This is a genomic window from Paenibacillus sp. Soil787 (assembly GCF_001429545.1).
Taxonomy (GTDB): domain Bacteria; phylum Bacillota; class Bacilli; order Paenibacillales; family NBRC-103111; genus Paenibacillus_E.
The window spans coordinates 189,102-207,044 of record NZ_LMSP01000034.1 but is presented as its reverse complement, the minus strand read 5'-3'; the positions used below and the strand labels follow the sequence as shown (position 1 = coordinate 207,044).

Here is a 17,943-nt window from a genome sequence, read left to right as displayed (position 1 = left end):
CCGGGTGGTTCTAGGAGGAATAAAACTTGCGCAAAGCGCATGATTTGATCGGACTTCCCGTTCTAACGGTAGATTCCGGTAAACAAATAGGTCAAGTTAAAGATTTGTTGGTAGGCCCTGATTGGAACATACGAGGTATCATGCTCGAAGTGAAGAATTGGTTCTCCTCCTTACGTTACATACCGTGGGAGGGAATCGTCGCTGCTGGAGAGGATGCCATTACCATACCGAACGAAAGTGTTATTCGCGAGTTTGAGCATGTGGAAGAGTGCCATGCTTTTCTTGAAGGAAGCCGCAAAATTAAAGGCCTTCCCGTCATTACGGTGGGAGGGCACAAATTAGGCGTGGTAGAAGATGTTTATTTAAACCAGAATTGGGGTAAACAAATAATAGGTTATGAATTGTCCGAAGGGTTTATTTCTGATTTAAAGGAAGGGCGAAGATGGCTTCCCATGCCGGAGTCGGCAACCAAAGGGGAAGATGCCGTCATTGTGCCTGTACATTGCGCTCAGGAAGTAGAAGAACTCTTCGTATCCAAAGAAGAATAGGGTGAGCATTATGCGTTGTCCAAACTGTAATTCCAAAGATATTGGAAAAATCGGTTCCCATCAATTCTACTGCTGGGGTTGCTTTATTGAACTCAGTGTGAACGGAGACAAAATGTCCGTGTATCAAGTAGAGGAAGACGGTACGTTGAGTTCTCTGGATGATTTATTTTTTGAGGAAGAAATTCCTCAAGTCCATGAACATGCCAATTAATCGTTAATACACATTACGAAACGTTATTTTTTGAGCGCCGCGGCGCTTAAGAAGTAGCGTTTTTTTGTTGTTTAGCTCAAGTTTCAACGGGTTAATTTGAACGGGTTGTACATATACTGTATGAGCGTATGTTTATTTGGATAAACAGAGGTGAACAGAATGGAACGTTTTTGGAAAAACAAATGGTTTGTCGGGCTGGTTTACCTCCTGCTTGTCCTGGCCAGCTTGTATATGCTGCTGCAAATAAAGCCTATCATGTTTAACGTATTTGCCTTTATCAAAGCGATCTTGACACCATTTTTTATAGCTGTCATTATTTCCTACATTTTAAACCCGATTGTGAATATTCTTAACCAGCGGAAAGTGCCAAGAACCATTGCTGTTCTTCTTATTTATAGTGTTTTTCTCACATCTCTGACTGTTATCATCATGAATATGACACCGATATTTATGTCCCAAATAGCGGAACTGAATGAGCATATGCCGCAAATGGCTATGCGTGCGCAGTCGATAGTAGACGGCTTTAATCAAAATCAACTGCTCCCCGACAGTGTACGCAATGGATTTAATCATTCACTTACGAAGCTGGAAAATAGCATTTCCATGGCCATCTCGAACTACATGAATCAGATTGGAAATACCATCAATATGCTGTTCATCGCTTTTATCGTACCATTCGTTGCCTTTTATATCTTAAAGGATTTTCAAATCATTGAGAAAACAGCCCTGGCTATCGTGCCGCGTGAGCATCGTAAGAAAACAATCAAATTACTCATTGATATTGATACTGCACTCGGTAATTATATCCGGGGTCAATTGTTAGTTTGCGTGATTATAGGAGTTCTTGCCTATTTGGGATATTGGCTTGTTGGTATGCCATATGCCTTGCTGCTGGCTAGTGTTGTGGCGGTGTTTAATATTATCCCTTATTTGGGGCCTTTTTTTGGAGCGGCTCCCGCACTCATTATGGCTTCAACGATCTCTTTGAAAATGTTGTTGTTCGTCGCTCTCGTTAATTTAGCTGTGCAAATTCTCGAAGGGAACGTCATCTCACCTCAGGTGGTAGGAAGAACGCTTCATATGCATCCTTTATTTATCATTTTCGCCTTACTGGTAGGCGGGGAAGTCGCGGGTATTGTGGGATTAATATTGGCTGTACCTTTCTTTGCCGTCATGAAGGTTATCATTCAACATGTTTTCCTTCACTATGTACATAAGCCCACGACATGAGGTTTCATTAGGATTAGACGCACAGAACCCCTCTGAGCCATGACTTGCGGGATCATGGTTCAGAGGGGTTCTGCACGAGGGTTGAGGATATGAAAGGTGTGGCCATACGTAAACCATCGGATGGGCTACGGAATAAGTATACGAATTCTTTGCCATATGTCTTAGTTCGATAATGAAAATCATTATCACTTAAAGTTAGTATACTTCCATTGAGAATGATTGTCAACTAAGATTTTTGAATATATAGTCAAAAGGATTATAGCGGCTATCGGGTTGACAGGGTATTAGCATATAGTTATAATTTGCCTTATCTATATCTGAATTGAAAGCGTTGATGAAACTTTAGTAAGCCATAGTCCATCGTCAGAGAGAAGGTTCCGCTAGAGCAGTGTTACTGCGAGTAGTGGCTGGAAGAACCTTTCGGTGCTAGGATGGCCCAAAGCTCGTTTCGGAGTGTGGATGAACTCCACCGGTTGGACCCGTTACAGATCCGCACAAGGAGATTGCGTTTGTTTCCTCTTGCTCGCAGCAAGGGTGAGTCGAATGCAATAACCAGGGTGGTACCGCGATTATTCGTCCCTGTATGTTACAGGGGCGTTTTTTGTTTTTTTTTCGAACAATTGATAAATATGGAGGTTTGAACAAGATGAAAGCAAGTGAAATACGTTCCAAGTGGTTGCAGTTCTTTGCAAGTAAAGGGCATAAGGTGGAGCCAAGCTCATCGCTCGTCCCGCATAATGACCCATCACTGCTGTGGATTAATGCGGGGATTGCACCTTTAAAACCGTATTTGGATGGACGCGAAATTCCTGAAAATCCGCGGATTACAAATGCCCAGAAATGTATTCGTACGAATGATATTGAAAATGTAGGTAAAACACGTCGACATCATACGTTCTTTGAGATGCTGGGGAATTTCTCTATCGGAGACTACTTTAAAAAAGAAGTGATTCCATGGGCTTGGGAATTTTTGACGGATCCGCAGTGGATCGGCTTTGACCCGAATCGTATTTCTGTTACTGTGCATGAAGATGATGAGGAAGCTTTTGTAATTTGGAACAAACAAATTGGTATACCTGAAGAGCGTATTTATAAGCTCAAAGAAGATAATTTCTGGGATATTGGCGAAGGCCCTTGTGGTCCTTGTACAGAGATTTTCTATGACCGCGGCGATAAATACGGTGATTTGTCTGATCCAGAATGCTGGCCAGGTGGTGAAAATGAGCGTTTCCTTGAAGTTTGGAACCTCGTGTTTACACAATTCAACCATAATAAGGACGGCAGCTATACACCGCTCCCTAACAAAAATATCGATACCGGGGCAGGATTAGAACGTTTTGCTTCAATTCTGCAAGATGTGGACTCGAACTTTGACACGGATTTATTTAAACCGATTATTGATAAAACATGTGAGCTTACGGGTGTGAAATATCATGTGAACGATGAGCACGATGTTGCACTCAAAGTCATCGCTGACCATATCCGCACCGTTGCTTTCTCCGTTGGTGATGGCGTGCTGCCTTCCAATGAAGGACGCGGTTATGTGATCCGCCGGTTGCTGCGCCGCGCTGTACGTTACGGCAAAGTACTTGGACTTGATAAGCCATTCCTTCATAAGCTCGTACCAACCGTTGGAGAAATAATGGGTGTTTACTACACGGAAGTTGTAGATAAACGAGAATTTATCGAGAAGGTCATCCGAACCGAAGAGGAGCGTTTCCATGAAACGTTAAGCGATGGCTTGATCATTCTGGCTGAAATGGTAGAAAAGACACGTCAAGCTGGTACGAATCAGATCAGCGGACCGGATGCTTTCAAGCTGTATGATACGTATGGCTTCCCCTTCGATTTGACCGAAGATTTTGCTTCTGAGAAGGGCTTAACGGTTGACCGTGCTGGATTTGATGCTTCCATGCAGGAACAGCGTGACCGTGCTAGAGCGGCCAGTCATAAAGAAGGCGGCATGAAGGTGCAAGGTGGACCGCTGTCTGATTTGACGATTAAAAGTGAATTTGTTGGTTATAATGAATTGGTAGTTACTGCTAGTATCGTGGCAATCGTTCATGAGAATGAACTCGTTGACATTGTCGGAGTTGGTGAGACCTGTCAGGTCGTATTGGATCGGACTCCTTTTTACGCTGAAAGCGGCGGTCAGGTGAGTGATTATGGTATAATTCGAAATGAACAAGTGTCATTGAAGGTTGAAGATGTTATCAAAGCGCCTCATGGCCAACACGTTCACAAAGTTCTTGTGGTGTCGGGTGTTCTGCGTAACGGTGATTCAGTAGAAGCTATTGTTGCTGCCGCTGAACGTGGAGACATCATTAAGAACCATACAGCTACACATTTGCTGCACAAAGCGCTTAAGGAAGTGCTTGGAACGCATGTTAACCAAGCGGGTTCTTTGGTTGAACCTGACCGTTTGCGGTTTGATTTCTCGCATTTCGGAAGCATTAGCAGTGAAGAGCTGCAGGATGTAGAGCAGCGTGTAAACCGTCAGATTTGGAACAACACGAATGTGGATATTTCACTCAAAGCAATCGCTGACGCGAAAGCAATGGGAGCAATGGCGTTGTTCGGCGAGAAGTACGGTGATATCGTGCGCGTTGTGCAAGTTGGCGATTACAGCTTAGAGCTGTGCGGCGGTTGCCACGTTCAGAATACGGGTCAAATTGGCTTATTCAAAATCGTCAGCGAGTCCGGAATCGGTTCAGGAGTTCGTCGGATTGAAGCAGTTTCTGGCCGCAGTGCGTATGAATACCTTGACCAGCAATTGCAATTACTGAAAGAGTCCGCAGGCCTGCTCAAATCAAATATTCAAGATGTTCCTAAACGTGTGGAAGCTGCGCTTCAGCAAGTGAAGGAACTATCTCGAGAAAACGAGTCGCTGCGCAGCAAGCTTGGGCGAATTGAAGCGGGTTCTCTTACAGATCAAGTGAAGCAAATAGCAGGGGTTTCTGTACTGGCTGCACAAGTCAATGCAGCGGATATGGATTCGCTTCGCAACATTGTGGATGAGATGAAGACAAAGTTAGGTTCCGCAGTTATCGTACTTGGTGCAGTAGCTGATGACAAAGTCAATTTGGTGGCTGCTGTCACGCCGGATCTTGTGGCTAAAGGCTTCCACGCCGGCAAAATCATTAAAGAAGTGGCTCAGGCTGTTGGCGGCAGCGGAGGCGGTCGCCCGGATATGGCGCAAGCAGGCGGTAAGGATGCATCCAAATTGCAAGCTGCATTGTCCGGAGTTGAAGGACTTCTTTCCTAATTTGCATAATTATTTTTCTGTGGGACAGGAATTTTTAAACCCATAGAGAATATAACCAGTATACACGGATTGATTTTCAATTATTTAACAAAGGTATCACAAGGAAAGCGAGGTGCTCCTGATGAGTTCCATGGATAAAACGATGAAGTTTAACGTAAAGGCAGAAGAAATTGAGACATCGCCCAAAGACGTGTTATTAGCGGTGTACGATGCTCTTCAGGAAAAAGGGTATAACCCGATCAACCAGATTGTCGGGTACTTGCTTTCCGGAGATCCTGCCTATATTCCACGGCATAACAATGCTCGGAGCCTCATTCGTAAACGGGAACGGGACGAACTCATTGAAGAATTAGTTCGTGCTTATCTGGGTCAACACAAATAGAAGGAAAAGAGAACCGGCATGAGATGGATAGGCTTGGATTATGGGGACAAAACGATTGGTGTAGCGATGAGCGATGAGCTTGGTTGGACGGCTCAAGGGCTTGAAGTCATACATCGTCGTAAGCCTGGGGAAGACATGCAGCGGCTGGAGGCCATTGTCAAACAGTATGGTGTTACTCAAATTGTGGTAGGCTTACCCAAAAATATGAATAACACAATAGGTCCACGCGGCGAGCTTGCTATCGCATTTTCACAAGAATTAGAACAAAAACTAAGTGTACCTGTACACTTGTGGGATGAGCGGTTAACGACTGTAGCTGCGACACGCACACTTCTAGAAGCTGATGTGAGTCGGAAGAAACGCAAGCAGGTTATTGATAAAATGGCCGCACAGCTCATTCTGCAAGGGTATATGGATGCCAATATGAAGAGGTGAACGAACGTGTCCAAAGAAGAATTGAATGAAGAACAACCAGAAATCATTTACATCCCGGACGATGAAGGCAACGAAGAAGAGTTCGAGGTTATCATGAAATTCGAAGTGGACGGTTCAGATAAGAAGTACATGATGGTAGTGCCTACTGAAGGCGGAGATGAAGAATCCGATGAAGTGTACGCATTTCGTTATGAAGAGGATGATGACGGCGAGGATTTGAAGCTGTTCACCATCGAGGATGAAGAAGAATGGAATATTGTTGAAGAAACATTTAATACCTTAATGGCAGAATTCGATGAGGAAGAAGAAGCATGAGTACGATGCCTTCTGACGTATTGCGTAATACTTACGGGGATGATATTATTTTGTTTGATGAGCAAAATGAATCAACGGTGTATCATCTTCTTAAAGAATTCGTTTATGGAAATACTACGTATGCTGTTCTGCAATCTGATGAACTCAAGAAGGAAGACGAAGTTGCTGTTTTCCGAGTGACGACAGATAGTGACGGACAGTATGAATTGGAAACCATCGAGGATGACGATGAATGGGAAACCGTTTCAGAGCTCTACGACGAGATGGTATTTCCAAAAGAGGATGAATTGTAAGAAGCATACAACCGAGCGGAGCGCATCCGCTCGTTTTTGTTTGCTTTGGGGTATACATGCTTACGAAGTCAGTTTTCTTACGAAAACTCTTAGGAGGATTATTGTGAACAACATGCTTGAACAAGAGAATGAACAGAATAAGCCTAGAAGAAGTAAGCTTAAGCTCTTCCTTCTTATCTTTGGACTATTGCTGCTCATTATCATTGGAACTGCAGGCGGTATCGGGTTGTATATCGCGAATGCGCTCCAGCCTGTAACTGCTTCAGAGCAAGAAGTAAGGGTGTCGATCCCACAAGGCGCGGGGTCTTTGCAAATCGCCAAGGAGCTTGAAACGAAGGGACTTATTAAAAATTCTACGATTTTTACGTATTATTTAAAGGTGAAGAAACTGGGCTCCAGACTTCAAGCAGGCGAGTACAGTATGAAGCCGGGCATGACTTTGGAAGAAATGATTAATAAGCTGAATAATGGAGAGACGGTGAAGGAAGAAGTCATCCGTATTACGATTCCTGAGGGCTATACCATTGATCAGATTGCAGCCAAGTTAAGTGAGCAGACTCCTTGGAAAAAGGAAGTATTTCTACAGATGGCGGATGCGCCTGCTGGGCTTAAGGGAGAAATGATCGCAACGATTCCTGATAATAAAAATATCAAACACCGTCTCGAAGGGTATCTATTCCCAGAAACGTATGAGTTTAAAAAGGACTCCACGGAACAAGATTTCATTGAGCGAACACTGCAGCAGCTGGATAAGAAGCTGGCGACACTTCCGCCAGAGTGGAAGGACAAGCTCAAGGAACGCGGTCTTAGCGTACACCAGATGTTGACTATTGCCTCTTTAATTGAACGTGAAGTAGTTGTAAATGAAGAGCGTGCACTTGTATCCGGCGTTATTCAGAACCGATTGAAGAAGAATATGCCCCTGCAAATTGATGCCACCGTGCAATATTTATTCGATAAGTCCAAAGAGAGATTGCTGGAGAAGGATCTCCAGATACAAAGTCCTTATAATACGTATCTAAATACAGGTTTACCACCGGGACCAATCGCAAGTCCGAGCCTTGCCTCGATGAAAGCAGCTATTTATCCGGAAGAGACGAAGTATTTGTTCTATGTAACAAAGAAGGATGGGACCAAAGGACATTTATTCGCAGAAACTTTTGAAGAGCACAAGAAGAATATTGCAGAAAGTAAGAAGGCTGCGAATTAGTAGTACGAACTAAGATAGGAAGCTGACAGAAGGTAGGGGATGCAGGTGAAAAAACCAGAGTTAGTAGTAAGCTGCAGCACTGTAGCAGAACTGAAAAGATTGATCGAAGCAGGAGCAGATGCGGTTATAATTGGCGAAGCGCGCTACGGCATGCGTCTGCCGGGAGATGTGAAACTGGATGAGATGCAGGAAGCTGTGTCCTGGGCACATGAACAGAAGGCTAAAGTCTATGTTGCTGTAAACAATATTTTCGACAATAATGCCCTCGAAGGGCTGTTTGATTATTTAGCTAAGTTACAGGAATATGGTGTGGATGCTGTCATTTTCGGTGATCCCGCGGTACTTATGACTGCCCGTAGTTTACCTAAGCCGCTAGCGCTGCACTGGAATGCAGAGATGACATCAACCAATTACGCGACTGCGAACTATTGGGCTAAGCAAGGAGCTGCCCGTGTGGTCCTGGCTAGAGAACTGAATATGGAGCAGGTTTTGGCTTTTAAAGAGAAAGCGGAGTTGGCTGTTGAAGTACAAGTGCATGGCATCACAAATATTTATCACTCTAAGCGCGAGCTAGTGAAGAATTATATCGAGCACCAAGGGAAAGATGCAGCTAACCAGGATCGTTCTATGAAGAGAGGGCTTTTCCTCATAGAACATGAACGCCGTGATCAGCGTTATCCTGTATACGAAGATAGTAATGGCACGCACATTATGAGTTCCGAAGATATTTGTATGTTGGAAAATTTACCTGAGCTTATGGACGGTCAAATAGATAGCTTGAAAATCGAAGGTCTTTTGAAATCTTCTCTGTACAACGAAACGGTTGTGAGAAGTTATCGGGCTGTAATCGATGCGTATGCAGCTAATCCTGAAGGATATATTTTTCAACAGGAATGGTTGGATGAGATAGTTAAACTGCAAGATCCTGAACGTGAGTTGTCATATGGGTTTTTCTACAAAGAACAGGTATATTGATAGATGAAAGAAGGTGCGTTATCGTGATGACGACAGCCATAGAAGCCCGAGCGAGAGGAAAACGTGTTAGGCTTAACAAGCCGGAATTACTGGCTCCGGCAGGCAGTTTGGAGAAGCTGAAATTTGCGATCCATTATGGAGCGGATGCGGTTTATATCGGTGGCCAGAAATATGGTCTCCGATCAAACGCGGATAACTTTTCGTTGGAGGAAATGCGCGAAGCCGTAGAGTTTGCTAATCAATATGGGGCAAAAGTATTCGTTGCAACGAATATTTATGCTCATAATGAGGATATAGAAGGTCTTGATGATTATTTGAGAGGACTTCAAGAGGTTGGGATTTCTGCGATTATTGCAGCCGATCCCATTATTATGGAGACGTGCAGAAGAGTAGCCCCTAAGCTGGAAGTCCATGTGAGCACACAGCAATCCGTTATGAACTGGCAAACCGTGAAGTTTTGGAAAGACCAGGGAATTGAGCGAGTTGTTCTAGCCCGCGAAGTCAGCATGGAAGAAATCGATGAGATTAAAGCTCATGTCGATGTAGAGATTGAAGCCTTCATACATGGGGCTATGTGCAGCTCGTACTCGGGCCGATGCGTGCTCTCTAATCATTTCACTGATCGCGATTCCAATCGTGGCGGCTGCTCGCAATCGTGCCGTTGGAAGTACGATTTATTTGCCAAGGATCAACCTCTTTCTGCTCCTCTGGCCACGGATTTGCCTATGTTTGGCGAGGAAGATGATGCTTTCACGATGGGTTCGAAGGATCTGAGTATGATTGATCATATTGCGGAGATGATCGAATCTGGCGTAGATAGCTTCAAGATCGAAGGCAGAATGAAGAGCATTCACTATGTGGCTACGGTTGTTAATGCCTACCGCCAAGCTATTGATGCCTACTTTGCCGATCCAGAGCATTTCGAGGTCAACCCTGTATGGCAGGATGAAATATATAAAGCGGCTAACCGACCTTTGAACACTGGTTTCTTCTATGATGCGCCTGGACATGAAGATCATATTTTTGAACCAGAGGATAAAGTCATTGGATTTGATTTTGTTGGTCTGGTTATGGGGTATGATGCTGAAACGGGTACGGCACTCATCCAGCAAAGAAATCATTTCAAGCCTGGCCAAGAAATTGAATTTTTCGGGCCGGATGGTACGCATTTTAAGCAAAAGGTTGCCCGTATACAAAATGAAGATGGCCAAGAATTAGATGCGGCTAGACATCCGCTGCAATTGGTCAGATTGCAAACCGACAAGCCTGTGAATAAATGGGATATGATGCGAAAGAAAACAGGGAAATAAAACTATGGAAACTTTATCCAAACTCTAGTATATTGGATAAAGTTTCTTTTTTTATTTATTTTAGATCGGATTTTGAAGGATAATGGTAAAGGTTGTCGAAATTATTAAAAAACGTAAAGTGAACCCTTTACGATCTAGTTCAAAAGTAAGGTATGTGTAGGAAGTAGAAACTAATGGCGGTGACAAAATGAAAGAGAAACTTCAACGTATTTTAGACAAAGCAGTTCAATCAATTCGTAATGTTCCATGGGGGCGTATTGTAGGCGTGGCAAGCAAGAAATCTAAGCAAATGGGTTCGAGTGCGTTTAAAGAAATGAAGCAAGTCAAGGTGGAAAATCCTGTGAAATCCGTAGGTATGAAGCTGTTTTTAATGTTTTTTGTAAGTATTCTTTTTTTCGTCCTCACTGTGGGTATGATTTCTTACTCGGTATCGAAAAATGTGATTAAGAACAAAGTGTCTGAATCCAGTCTTCAAACTGTAACACAAGCGGGGCAAAAACTAGATTTCCTTTATCAAACTTTGGATGAAGTATCTCTACAAATTATGCTTAACAAGGACCTGCAGGATTTGCTTGCAACAATTCCTACCTTAGACCCATCTTCATACGAAGCTCTTGACGTTACTCGTCAATTAACGGACAAATTGAATGTGGTGACTTTCTCGAACAAAGCAATTAAAACGCTTCATCTTTACAGACCGGATGGTAAACTGATCGTTATCACAGGTTCAGGCGGTTCGTCATTTAGCGAGAATTCAAGCACAAATGATTGGTTTAAGCAGATTGTTGAGAATGGTGGAAAAGTGGCTTGGTTAGATAGTAAAGTCAAAGGGTATTCCAGCGGCTCCTCCAATACATTTGCCATTGGTCGTGTGATGAGAAATACACTTACGAATTCCACATCAGCCATTCTTCTGATCGAGCTTAATACAGATTTACTGACGAAAGAGCTTACTGGGATGTCATTAGGTGATGATAGTAAGGTTGTCATTACGAATGCAGGGAACAAATACATAGCAAATAAAGAAATTTCGGAATTAGAAAAAGATTCTGACATCAAACTGACGAAAGAACAGTTAGACGAGGAACATGGTTCTTTTATAACGAAAGATGATCACTTGGTTGCCTATTATAAATCGGCCGTATCAGGTTGGAATCTCGTAGGCGATATACCTGTGAGCTCGCTTGTGAAGGATGCAAAGAAAATCTTTAATTATACGCTTCTAATCGCCTTGTTCGCGGCTATTGCTGCCGTACTAATTGGATTATTCGTAGCTAGAATGATCGGACGTCCTCTGATTAATCTGCGTAACCTGATGCAGCAAGGTGCTAAAGGAAAGCTTACCGTGCGTGCGAACTACAAAACACAAGATGAAATTGGACAACTAGGCGCCAGCTTTGATGTGATGATGCAGCAGATTACAACCTTGGTTCAACAAACCAGCACTTCTGCACAAGCTGTTTTCGAAACTGCACAAGAGTTAACGAATTCCTCTAAGGTAACAGCTACAGCTGCAAGAGAAATTGCTGTGGCGACGGATGAGATTTCCAATGGTGCCGGAGGATTGGCGACGGAGTCTGAGAGAGGCAACGAGTTGACTTATCATATTGGCGAGCAAATGAAGCAGGTAATCGAAGCCAACCTCGAGATGGGAACGGCTGCTGCGGATGTTCAAAGCTCCAGTGAGCAAGGAACGAAGTACATGACTGAACTTATTTCGAAAACGAACCTGACGGAAGAAATGATCCGCTCGATGGTTGATAAAGTCGATAATTTGAAAGACAGCACCCGTTCTATTCGTAAAATCCTGGATGTTCTTAATAATATGACGAAGCAAACGAATATTTTGTCTTTGAATGCGACAATTGAGGCCGCACGTGCTGGTGCAGCTGGTAAAGGCTTCATGGTAGTTGCAGATGAGATTCGTAAACTAGCGGACCAATCCAGACAATCCATTGATGTCGTAGGTCAAATTACAGAAACCATCACGAAAGAAATCGATGAGACGGTGAAAGTGCTTTCGACGGCAACACCCATTTTCCAAGAACAAATATTAGCTGTAAAAGAAGCGGACACCATCTTCAAACAAGTAACGAACCACATGGGTGGATTCATTACGCAGCTAAGCACGGTAAGTGATTCAATCTCCACTCTCGAGCAATCACAAGTTGTGCTTTCCGATGCAATGACCAATGTCAGCGCGGTAGCAGAAGAATCCTTAGCTACATCAGAGGAAGTTGCTTCGCTCAGCTCAGAACAGCTTAGCATCAGCGACGGTTTAGTTAAATTGTCGGACAAGCTGGATCAGCTGTCCAAGTCACTTAACGACACTTTATCCAAATTCGAAGTATAATCATCAAAGAATACGTAGTCCACTCTCCATATAGGAGGGTGGATTTTTTTGTTTTACAGAGCTTTAACAGGATCGGACAGTTTGACCAACTACAGGAATGACGATACTGAAAACAACAGCAGTTATGGTTAGTTAAAAGGAGTCAGTAGCATGAGGATTAACCAATTATCTTCTTTTGAAAAACGTCGAATTTTTCTTGTTCTCCTCACGATCTTACTCTTGTTTATTGGGATCGTTGGCAAGCTTTTTTGGATACAAATAGCGACAACGGAAAGTTACTCTTCTCGAGGAGTTAATTTGGTCAAAAACTCGGTCGTACAGAGGCAGCGTGCCCTTGTGCTTGAAAGCGGGCGTGGCGAGATCTTAGATCGTGATCTAAAATCGATGACGGGAAAAATCATTAAAGCCCTAGTGGCGTTTCCTATAAACAGCTACTACCAAGGTAATCCACAGCAAATAAAGCAGTTGGCTAGCATTTTGCGGACGAATACAGCTGAGTGGCTTGCTTTCTCTCGTGATTTGAAAGAACCGCAAATATGGCGTACTGCTGAAGGCGGGAAACCGGTCATGTTAAGCAGTCAACAGGAGGATCAAATCAATGCCCTCGGTTTGCCCTTTTTGAAAGTCGTGAAGATGGAGGATCGTTATCCGTCAGGCATGACAGCGCGTCAATTGATCGGGTTTATTGGGCAAAATCCGGATAGAGTGATGAGTATCTACGGTGCTGATCTGGAGAAAGGAAAAGTTGCGCTAACCTCGAAAATCGGAGGTGCGGGCCTTGAGAAAACGTTCGATCTTTGGCTTCGAGGCATTGGTGAGACGTCAATCTCCTATTTTACAGACGCAGGAAAAAGACCGTTAGCTGGCCTAGATGCCCGAATGATTGCACCGGACAATACCTTTTATCCAGTCAAATTAGTGACGACTCTAGACTTAAGCGTGCAGCAGCGAATTGAAACTCTCATGGATAAGCTTAATATTCGTGAAGGTGCGGCGGTTGTTCAGGAAGTGGCACAAGGCGATATCGTCGCAATGGCGAGCAGACCCAACTATGATCAGACAGAAGTTGATCTAGCTAGCAACAACTGGAGCAATTATGCGCTCAAGGCAACGGCGCCTGGCTCGATTTTCAAAACAATTGTGGCTGCTGCCGCATTAGATACGGGGGTCGTTGATCCCAAAGAAACTTTCAATTGTGAAGGTGCCCTTGGGAAATATGGTTTTACGTGTTGGAGAAGAGACGGACATGGGCCTTTAACGTTAGAGCAGGGCTATGCGCAGTCCTGTAATATTGTGTTTGCCAAAGTTATGCAGCGGTTGACACCTGCTGAATTGGAAAGCTACGCACATAAGCTTGGTGTATTGGATGAAGTAGGCTGGACGGGGAAGACGGATAGTGAGCAAATCCTCCATCAATTGGATACGGAGGAGCAAGGACAGCTATTTGGAGCCCATACCCCGCATAATGATGAAGGAGTGCTTATGCAAACAGCCATTGGTCAAAGAGATGTCAGGATGACCCCTTTGCAGGCGTCTAATATGATTGTTACTTTGCTGCATGGCGGAAAGGGTTATTCACCAAGAGTTGTACAAGAAATTCGGTATCAGACGGATCGTGTGATGGAGAAATTTCCTGTTCAATTATTAACTTCCGAGGCGGGGCGGGTTTCTGCTGCGACCAGTCGCACATTAGTAAATTGGATGAGAGAAGTGGTAACCGATGGAACGGGGCAAGGCTTAAAGGATGCCAAATGGAAGCTGGCTGGGAAATCCGGTACGGCACAATTAGAGACTGGTAAGCAAGAAAAGGTGAATCAGTGGTTTATTGGTTATGGACCAGTTGATTCACCGAAATATGCGGTTTCTGTTGTCATCAAGAACATGGATCCAACCGAGAGCAATAAGTCCATCCCATTGTTCAAAGGGATTATGGATATACTAGCAAGTGATTCAAACGCTAGGTAATGAAATTGTAAAGCAAGTTCCCTGGTCTGGCTGGCTAGTTACTTCGATGAGTCCGCCAAATGTTTTGATGATTCGATAGGAGACCATCATGCCAAGACCGGTGCCTTTATTTTTCGTTGAGTAAAAGGGTGTTCCGAGACGGTTTACCTGCTCAGGTGTCATGCCAATACCGTTATCTTTAATTTGCAAAATAACCTTAGCGTTTTTCTTGAAGCCTGTTATTAGCAGCGTGCCTCCGCTAGGCATCGCCTCGATGCCGTTTTTCGTTAAATTAACTAAGCATTGAATCATTTTTTCGCTGTTGGCTTTTACAAGAAGAGAAGACTCCATATCGATATGAATTTCTATACCGCGCATTGACGCGTAAGGATTAATGAGATTGCTTAATTTAAGAGATAACGTGGAAACATCCACCTCTTCAAGCTTCTCGGCTTGCGGCTTAGCGAAGGATAAGTAATCCGTAATAATGCTTTGTGCTCGGTCGATTTCTTCAATAACCATGGTCGTATAGATAAGTTTTTTCTCTTCAGTCACTTCTGACTGGCTGAGTATTTGCATGAAGCCGCGGGCAACCGTCATCGGGTTGCGAATTTCATGGGCGACCGAAGCAGCTAATTCGCTTAAAACATTCAGTTTCTCGGAACGCTGGACTTCTTGGCGCATCGCTACATTCTCGCTGATACGAACAATTAAATAGGTTAACATCCACATCGTCAGCATTTGAACCATACAAAACAATAAGCCGTATAGTAGAAAGTTTTTATCCACGGGAACATTCGAAACAATGCGATAGAGCATCGTCATGCAGAAGGTTGCTAAGGCGCTAATAAAAGCGAGAAGACTTGGAAACATCACTTTGGGGGTTAGGTGCTTCCAATTGCTAAGTGCAATGAAAGCCAAGATGAAAGGTACAAGCAAAGCGGACAAGGTAACAATCCATAAAAAATCAGAACCGTCGACATAGTAGCTATAGGCTAGAATAATTGCGGAGACTACAAGTCCGGAACGTATGCCGCTATAAAGGAAAGCAATTAGTAAAGGGATCGTACGCAGATCGAAATTGTTGCCTGTAATCGTGAAAAAGGGATGAGACATGCTAAATATGGCTGCTAGTGAACAAATGAGCCCAATAGATGCTCGGTTCGAAAGATTAAAGCGGAAGGGACAGGGGCGATCCAGCACTAAAATATGACATAGCAAGATGGGGAGTGTTAAAGCTAGTATATTGAGCAGTAAGTCGTCAATTACATTCAAGGATCTCGCCTACTTAATTAAAAATTTGTGTTTATATTTATTTCGACAGAAAACTTGAAATTCCTTTGATTTCTTTCCAAAATTTTGATGTTTTTTGACAAGTTCTGACGGAAACTTGCTGTATATCCATTTTCAATGTAAAAAGTGCCTCTGCCTGTAGTTGCTCTTTATTGCAGCTTAAGCTTGTATCGCTTACAATTCTGTACATGGATACAAATCGTAGGCTCAGGAGATTAAGCAAATGACGACTTTAGAACTACCCTCTTCAATGGTTATTCATGATCGGTCCGGTGCAACCGCAACGCAACCTATTCTTTATGCTTTTGCCCTGGAAGAGCTTTTATGCCGAGCAATAGGTAAAGCAGCACCACCGATTCTACACATATGGAGGCATCCACGAGCCTTTGTGATGGGACTTAGAGACAGTCGCCTCCCAAATGCGGCCGAAGCTAATGAATGGTTGCTAGGTCAAGGCTATGATACAGCGGTAAGAAACTCTGGGGGGGCAGCAGTGCCTCTCGATTTGGGCGTCGTGAATGTATCCCTGTTGTTACCCAAACGCGCGGGTGACATGGAGCATCGTAAGGATTTTGATCTAATGGTAGCCTTGATTAGAGATGTCATGAGCACAATTACCAACCGTATCGATCAGGGTGAGGTGATGGGTTCATTTTGTCCGGGGGAATTCGATTTAAGTGTCGGTGGACGTAAGTTTTGCGGCATTGCGCAGCGTAGACAACAACATGCCTTATCGGTTCAAGCGTTCATTATCGTGGAAGGTCTGGGGGAAGCGAAAGCATCTTTGGCCAGAGGCTTTTACGAGCGCGCGGCGGGTTCAGCATCACCAAGCGACTATCCTCTAGTGGCGCCAGGGAGTATGGCGAGTTTATCGGAATGCTTACAAATAGAGTTAAGTGCGAATCGTTTTACAGATAATTTCGTACAGGTGATGGGCGCCAAAGGTGTGAAAGTGCAGAGTCCAAGGGATATCCTGGGCTATCCGAGTGATGAAGAGATACAGGGCATGATGGAGCTTTTGAAGCAGCGTTATGCGATTAAACAATAAATCAAAAGCGGCCCAACTTCGCGTCAGGTGACGGAAAGTGGACCGCTTTTTTCCACATCAGAATGTTTAAGTTCTTTACATGTTAATTAATTCGCGCTAAAAGTGAGGAAATGCAAGAGATAAGTCCACTCTGAGGTCTTATCTCATGAGATACATCGAAGTTCGCAGGAATAGGCACAAATAGCTGGCCTATTCATCCCCGACTATATTAAAGAACCTAGCCGGTAGGCAGGTTTATCTCAATATTTAAGAATTTATATGTTTTTGTTTTTAGGGTGAGCGAAACTTACCCCTTTTTTAAGGTATAAAGTATATGTTTCTGTGGCATGAGAGATCTCCTTTTCAGCTGCCATCCCTTAGAACTATACATTTTCCAACGGGATTGGATGAAGCCAATTCAGATTCATATTGTTGCAAAGCATGCGACAACATACAGCCAGGGCGTAAGCTATAAAGATATATTTCATCGTTACAGAGACGATGTGAAGTGGAGTCGTGTCTGTAACGATATATTTGGGGCTGTCGATTAATTGTGGACAGTTTTATGAAATTTCGAATAGAATCGACTGATTCTTTGTGTGTGCCGCTCATTATGTATGATTTTTCGCATACATTTTGTGGTCTCCCGCAGAATTTCCGAATTTATGAACAGTTAATCGACAGGCTCTATTTCATCTTTACAGACGAGAAGATGACGAATTGGTATTAATCCAAGCGAGTGGTAGCAAAGAGAAGTTCGCTCCACCACAGTAAGGCAGAAAAAGTAGAAGGCAGCACTACGATTTCAAGAAACAGGTTGGAACCCCATATCCAATCATATCCAATTCCCTCTCCATGCTCAAATGCATGGGTTTAGACAAGGACCTGGCCATCGGCCAGGTTTTTCTTAAGATAACAGAAAGAATAAGTTTCGAGGTAGAGCTAGAGCTAGAGCTAGAGCTAGAGCTAGAGGTACACCCTTTCTGATTTTTTTGGGAAACGTAGCTGCTGGCTTTATTACGGTGTATCAATTGTAGTTATCTTTCTACCCGGCACTACACTATGCTGGCGGAACATAGATGCCTTATATTGCTCAAAAACACGTATTTCACGTTTTGGCGGAACGAGGATCCTCTATTTCCCGCATTCTGA

Annotated in this window: 15 protein-coding genes; 14 read left to right on the top strand and 1 reads right to left on the bottom strand. The window is 43.6% G+C overall.

The genetic code is table 11. From position 1 onward, the window contains the following. The first annotated feature begins 26 nt into the window (after nucleotides 1-26). From ASG93_RS24620 to ASG93_RS24560, 13 genes are all read left to right on the top strand, one after another. On the top strand, nucleotides 27-548 hold the full coding sequence (locus tag ASG93_RS24620) for a PRC-barrel domain-containing protein (protein ID WP_056836229.1): 522 nt from the start codon (nucleotides 27-29) through the stop codon (nucleotides 546-548). 7 nt (nucleotides 549-555) lie between these two features. After that, on the top strand, nucleotides 556-759 hold the full coding sequence (locus tag ASG93_RS24615; RefSeq protein ID WP_029196901.1) for a hypothetical protein: 204 nt from the start codon (nucleotides 556-558) through the stop codon (nucleotides 757-759). 159 nt (nucleotides 760-918) lie between these two features. Then, nucleotides 919-1,989 (top strand): AI-2E family transporter, encoded by a 1,071-nt coding sequence (locus ASG93_RS24610; RefSeq protein ID WP_056836227.1) that lies wholly within the window; start codon nucleotides 919-921, stop codon nucleotides 1,987-1,989. Nucleotides 1,990-2,635: 646 nt separating this feature from the next. Then, nucleotides 2,636-5,254: an alanine--tRNA ligase gene (alaS, locus tag ASG93_RS24605; protein WP_056836225.1), complete on the top strand. Its 2,619-nt coding sequence runs from the start codon at nucleotides 2,636-2,638 to the stop codon at nucleotides 5,252-5,254. A 121-nt stretch (nucleotides 5,255-5,375) separates the two neighbouring features. Further along, entirely contained in the window at nucleotides 5,376-5,636 is a 261-nt protein-coding gene (locus tag ASG93_RS24600) for an IreB family regulatory phosphoprotein (RefSeq protein ID WP_028555746.1), read from the top strand. Nucleotides 5,637-5,654: 18 nt separating this feature from the next. Then, nucleotides 5,655-6,071, top strand: a complete 417-nt coding sequence (gene ruvX, locus ASG93_RS24595) for a Holliday junction resolvase RuvX (RefSeq protein WP_056836223.1) — start codon at nucleotides 5,655-5,657, stop codon at nucleotides 6,069-6,071. 6 nt (nucleotides 6,072-6,077) lie between these two features. After that, nucleotides 6,078-6,386 (top strand): DUF1292 domain-containing protein, encoded by a 309-nt coding sequence (locus ASG93_RS24590; protein WP_056836221.1) that lies wholly within the window; start codon nucleotides 6,078-6,080, stop codon nucleotides 6,384-6,386. After that, on the top strand, nucleotides 6,383-6,679 hold the full coding sequence (locus ASG93_RS24585; protein WP_056836219.1) for a DUF1292 domain-containing protein: 297 nt from the start codon (nucleotides 6,383-6,385) through the stop codon (nucleotides 6,677-6,679). The genes ASG93_RS24590 and ASG93_RS24585 overlap by 4 nt, the downstream gene beginning before the upstream one ends. Before the next feature lie 112 nt (nucleotides 6,680-6,791). Beyond that, a complete protein-coding gene (gene mltG / locus ASG93_RS24580) occupies nucleotides 6,792-7,889 on the top strand; it encodes an endolytic transglycosylase MltG (RefSeq protein ID WP_056836642.1) in 1,098 nt (365 codons plus the stop codon). 39 nt (nucleotides 7,890-7,928) lie between these two features. Beyond that, nucleotides 7,929-8,864, top strand: coding sequence for a peptidase U32 family protein (locus ASG93_RS24575; RefSeq protein WP_056836217.1), 936 nt, complete (start codon nucleotides 7,929-7,931; stop codon nucleotides 8,862-8,864). A 26-nt stretch (nucleotides 8,865-8,890) separates the two neighbouring features. Beyond that, nucleotides 8,891-10,174 carry a peptidase U32 family protein gene (locus ASG93_RS24570; protein ID WP_056836215.1) on the top strand — a complete coding sequence of 428 codons (1,284 nt, stop codon included), beginning with the start codon at nucleotides 8,891-8,893 and terminating at the stop codon, nucleotides 10,172-10,174. A gap of 187 nt (nucleotides 10,175-10,361) precedes the next feature. Beyond that, a complete protein-coding gene (locus ASG93_RS24565) occupies nucleotides 10,362-12,527 on the top strand; it encodes a methyl-accepting chemotaxis protein (RefSeq protein WP_056836213.1) in 2,166 nt (721 codons plus the stop codon). Between the two features lie 150 nt (nucleotides 12,528-12,677). Further along, a complete protein-coding gene (locus ASG93_RS24560) occupies nucleotides 12,678-14,492 on the top strand; it encodes a peptidoglycan D,D-transpeptidase FtsI family protein (protein WP_056836211.1) in 1,815 nt (604 codons plus the stop codon). On the opposite strand, the gene ASG93_RS24555 is transcribed toward ASG93_RS24560, so the two are convergent. Continuing rightward, on the bottom strand, nucleotides 14,478-15,674 hold the full coding sequence (locus ASG93_RS24555) for an ATP-binding protein (protein WP_268796058.1): 1,197 nt from the start codon (nucleotides 15,672-15,674) through the stop codon (nucleotides 14,478-14,480). The two genes, ASG93_RS24560 and ASG93_RS24555, sit on opposite strands and share 15 nt — an antisense overlap. 313 nt (nucleotides 15,675-15,987) lie before the next feature. On the opposite strand from ASG93_RS24555, the gene ASG93_RS24550 reads away from it, so the two are divergent. Further along, the gene (locus ASG93_RS24550) at nucleotides 15,988-16,812 is read left to right on the top strand and encodes a biotin/lipoate A/B protein ligase family protein (RefSeq protein WP_056836206.1); all 825 of its coding nucleotides are present in this window, start codon (nucleotides 15,988-15,990) and stop codon (nucleotides 16,810-16,812) included. The last annotated feature ends 1,131 nt before the right edge of the window (nucleotides 16,813-17,943 follow it).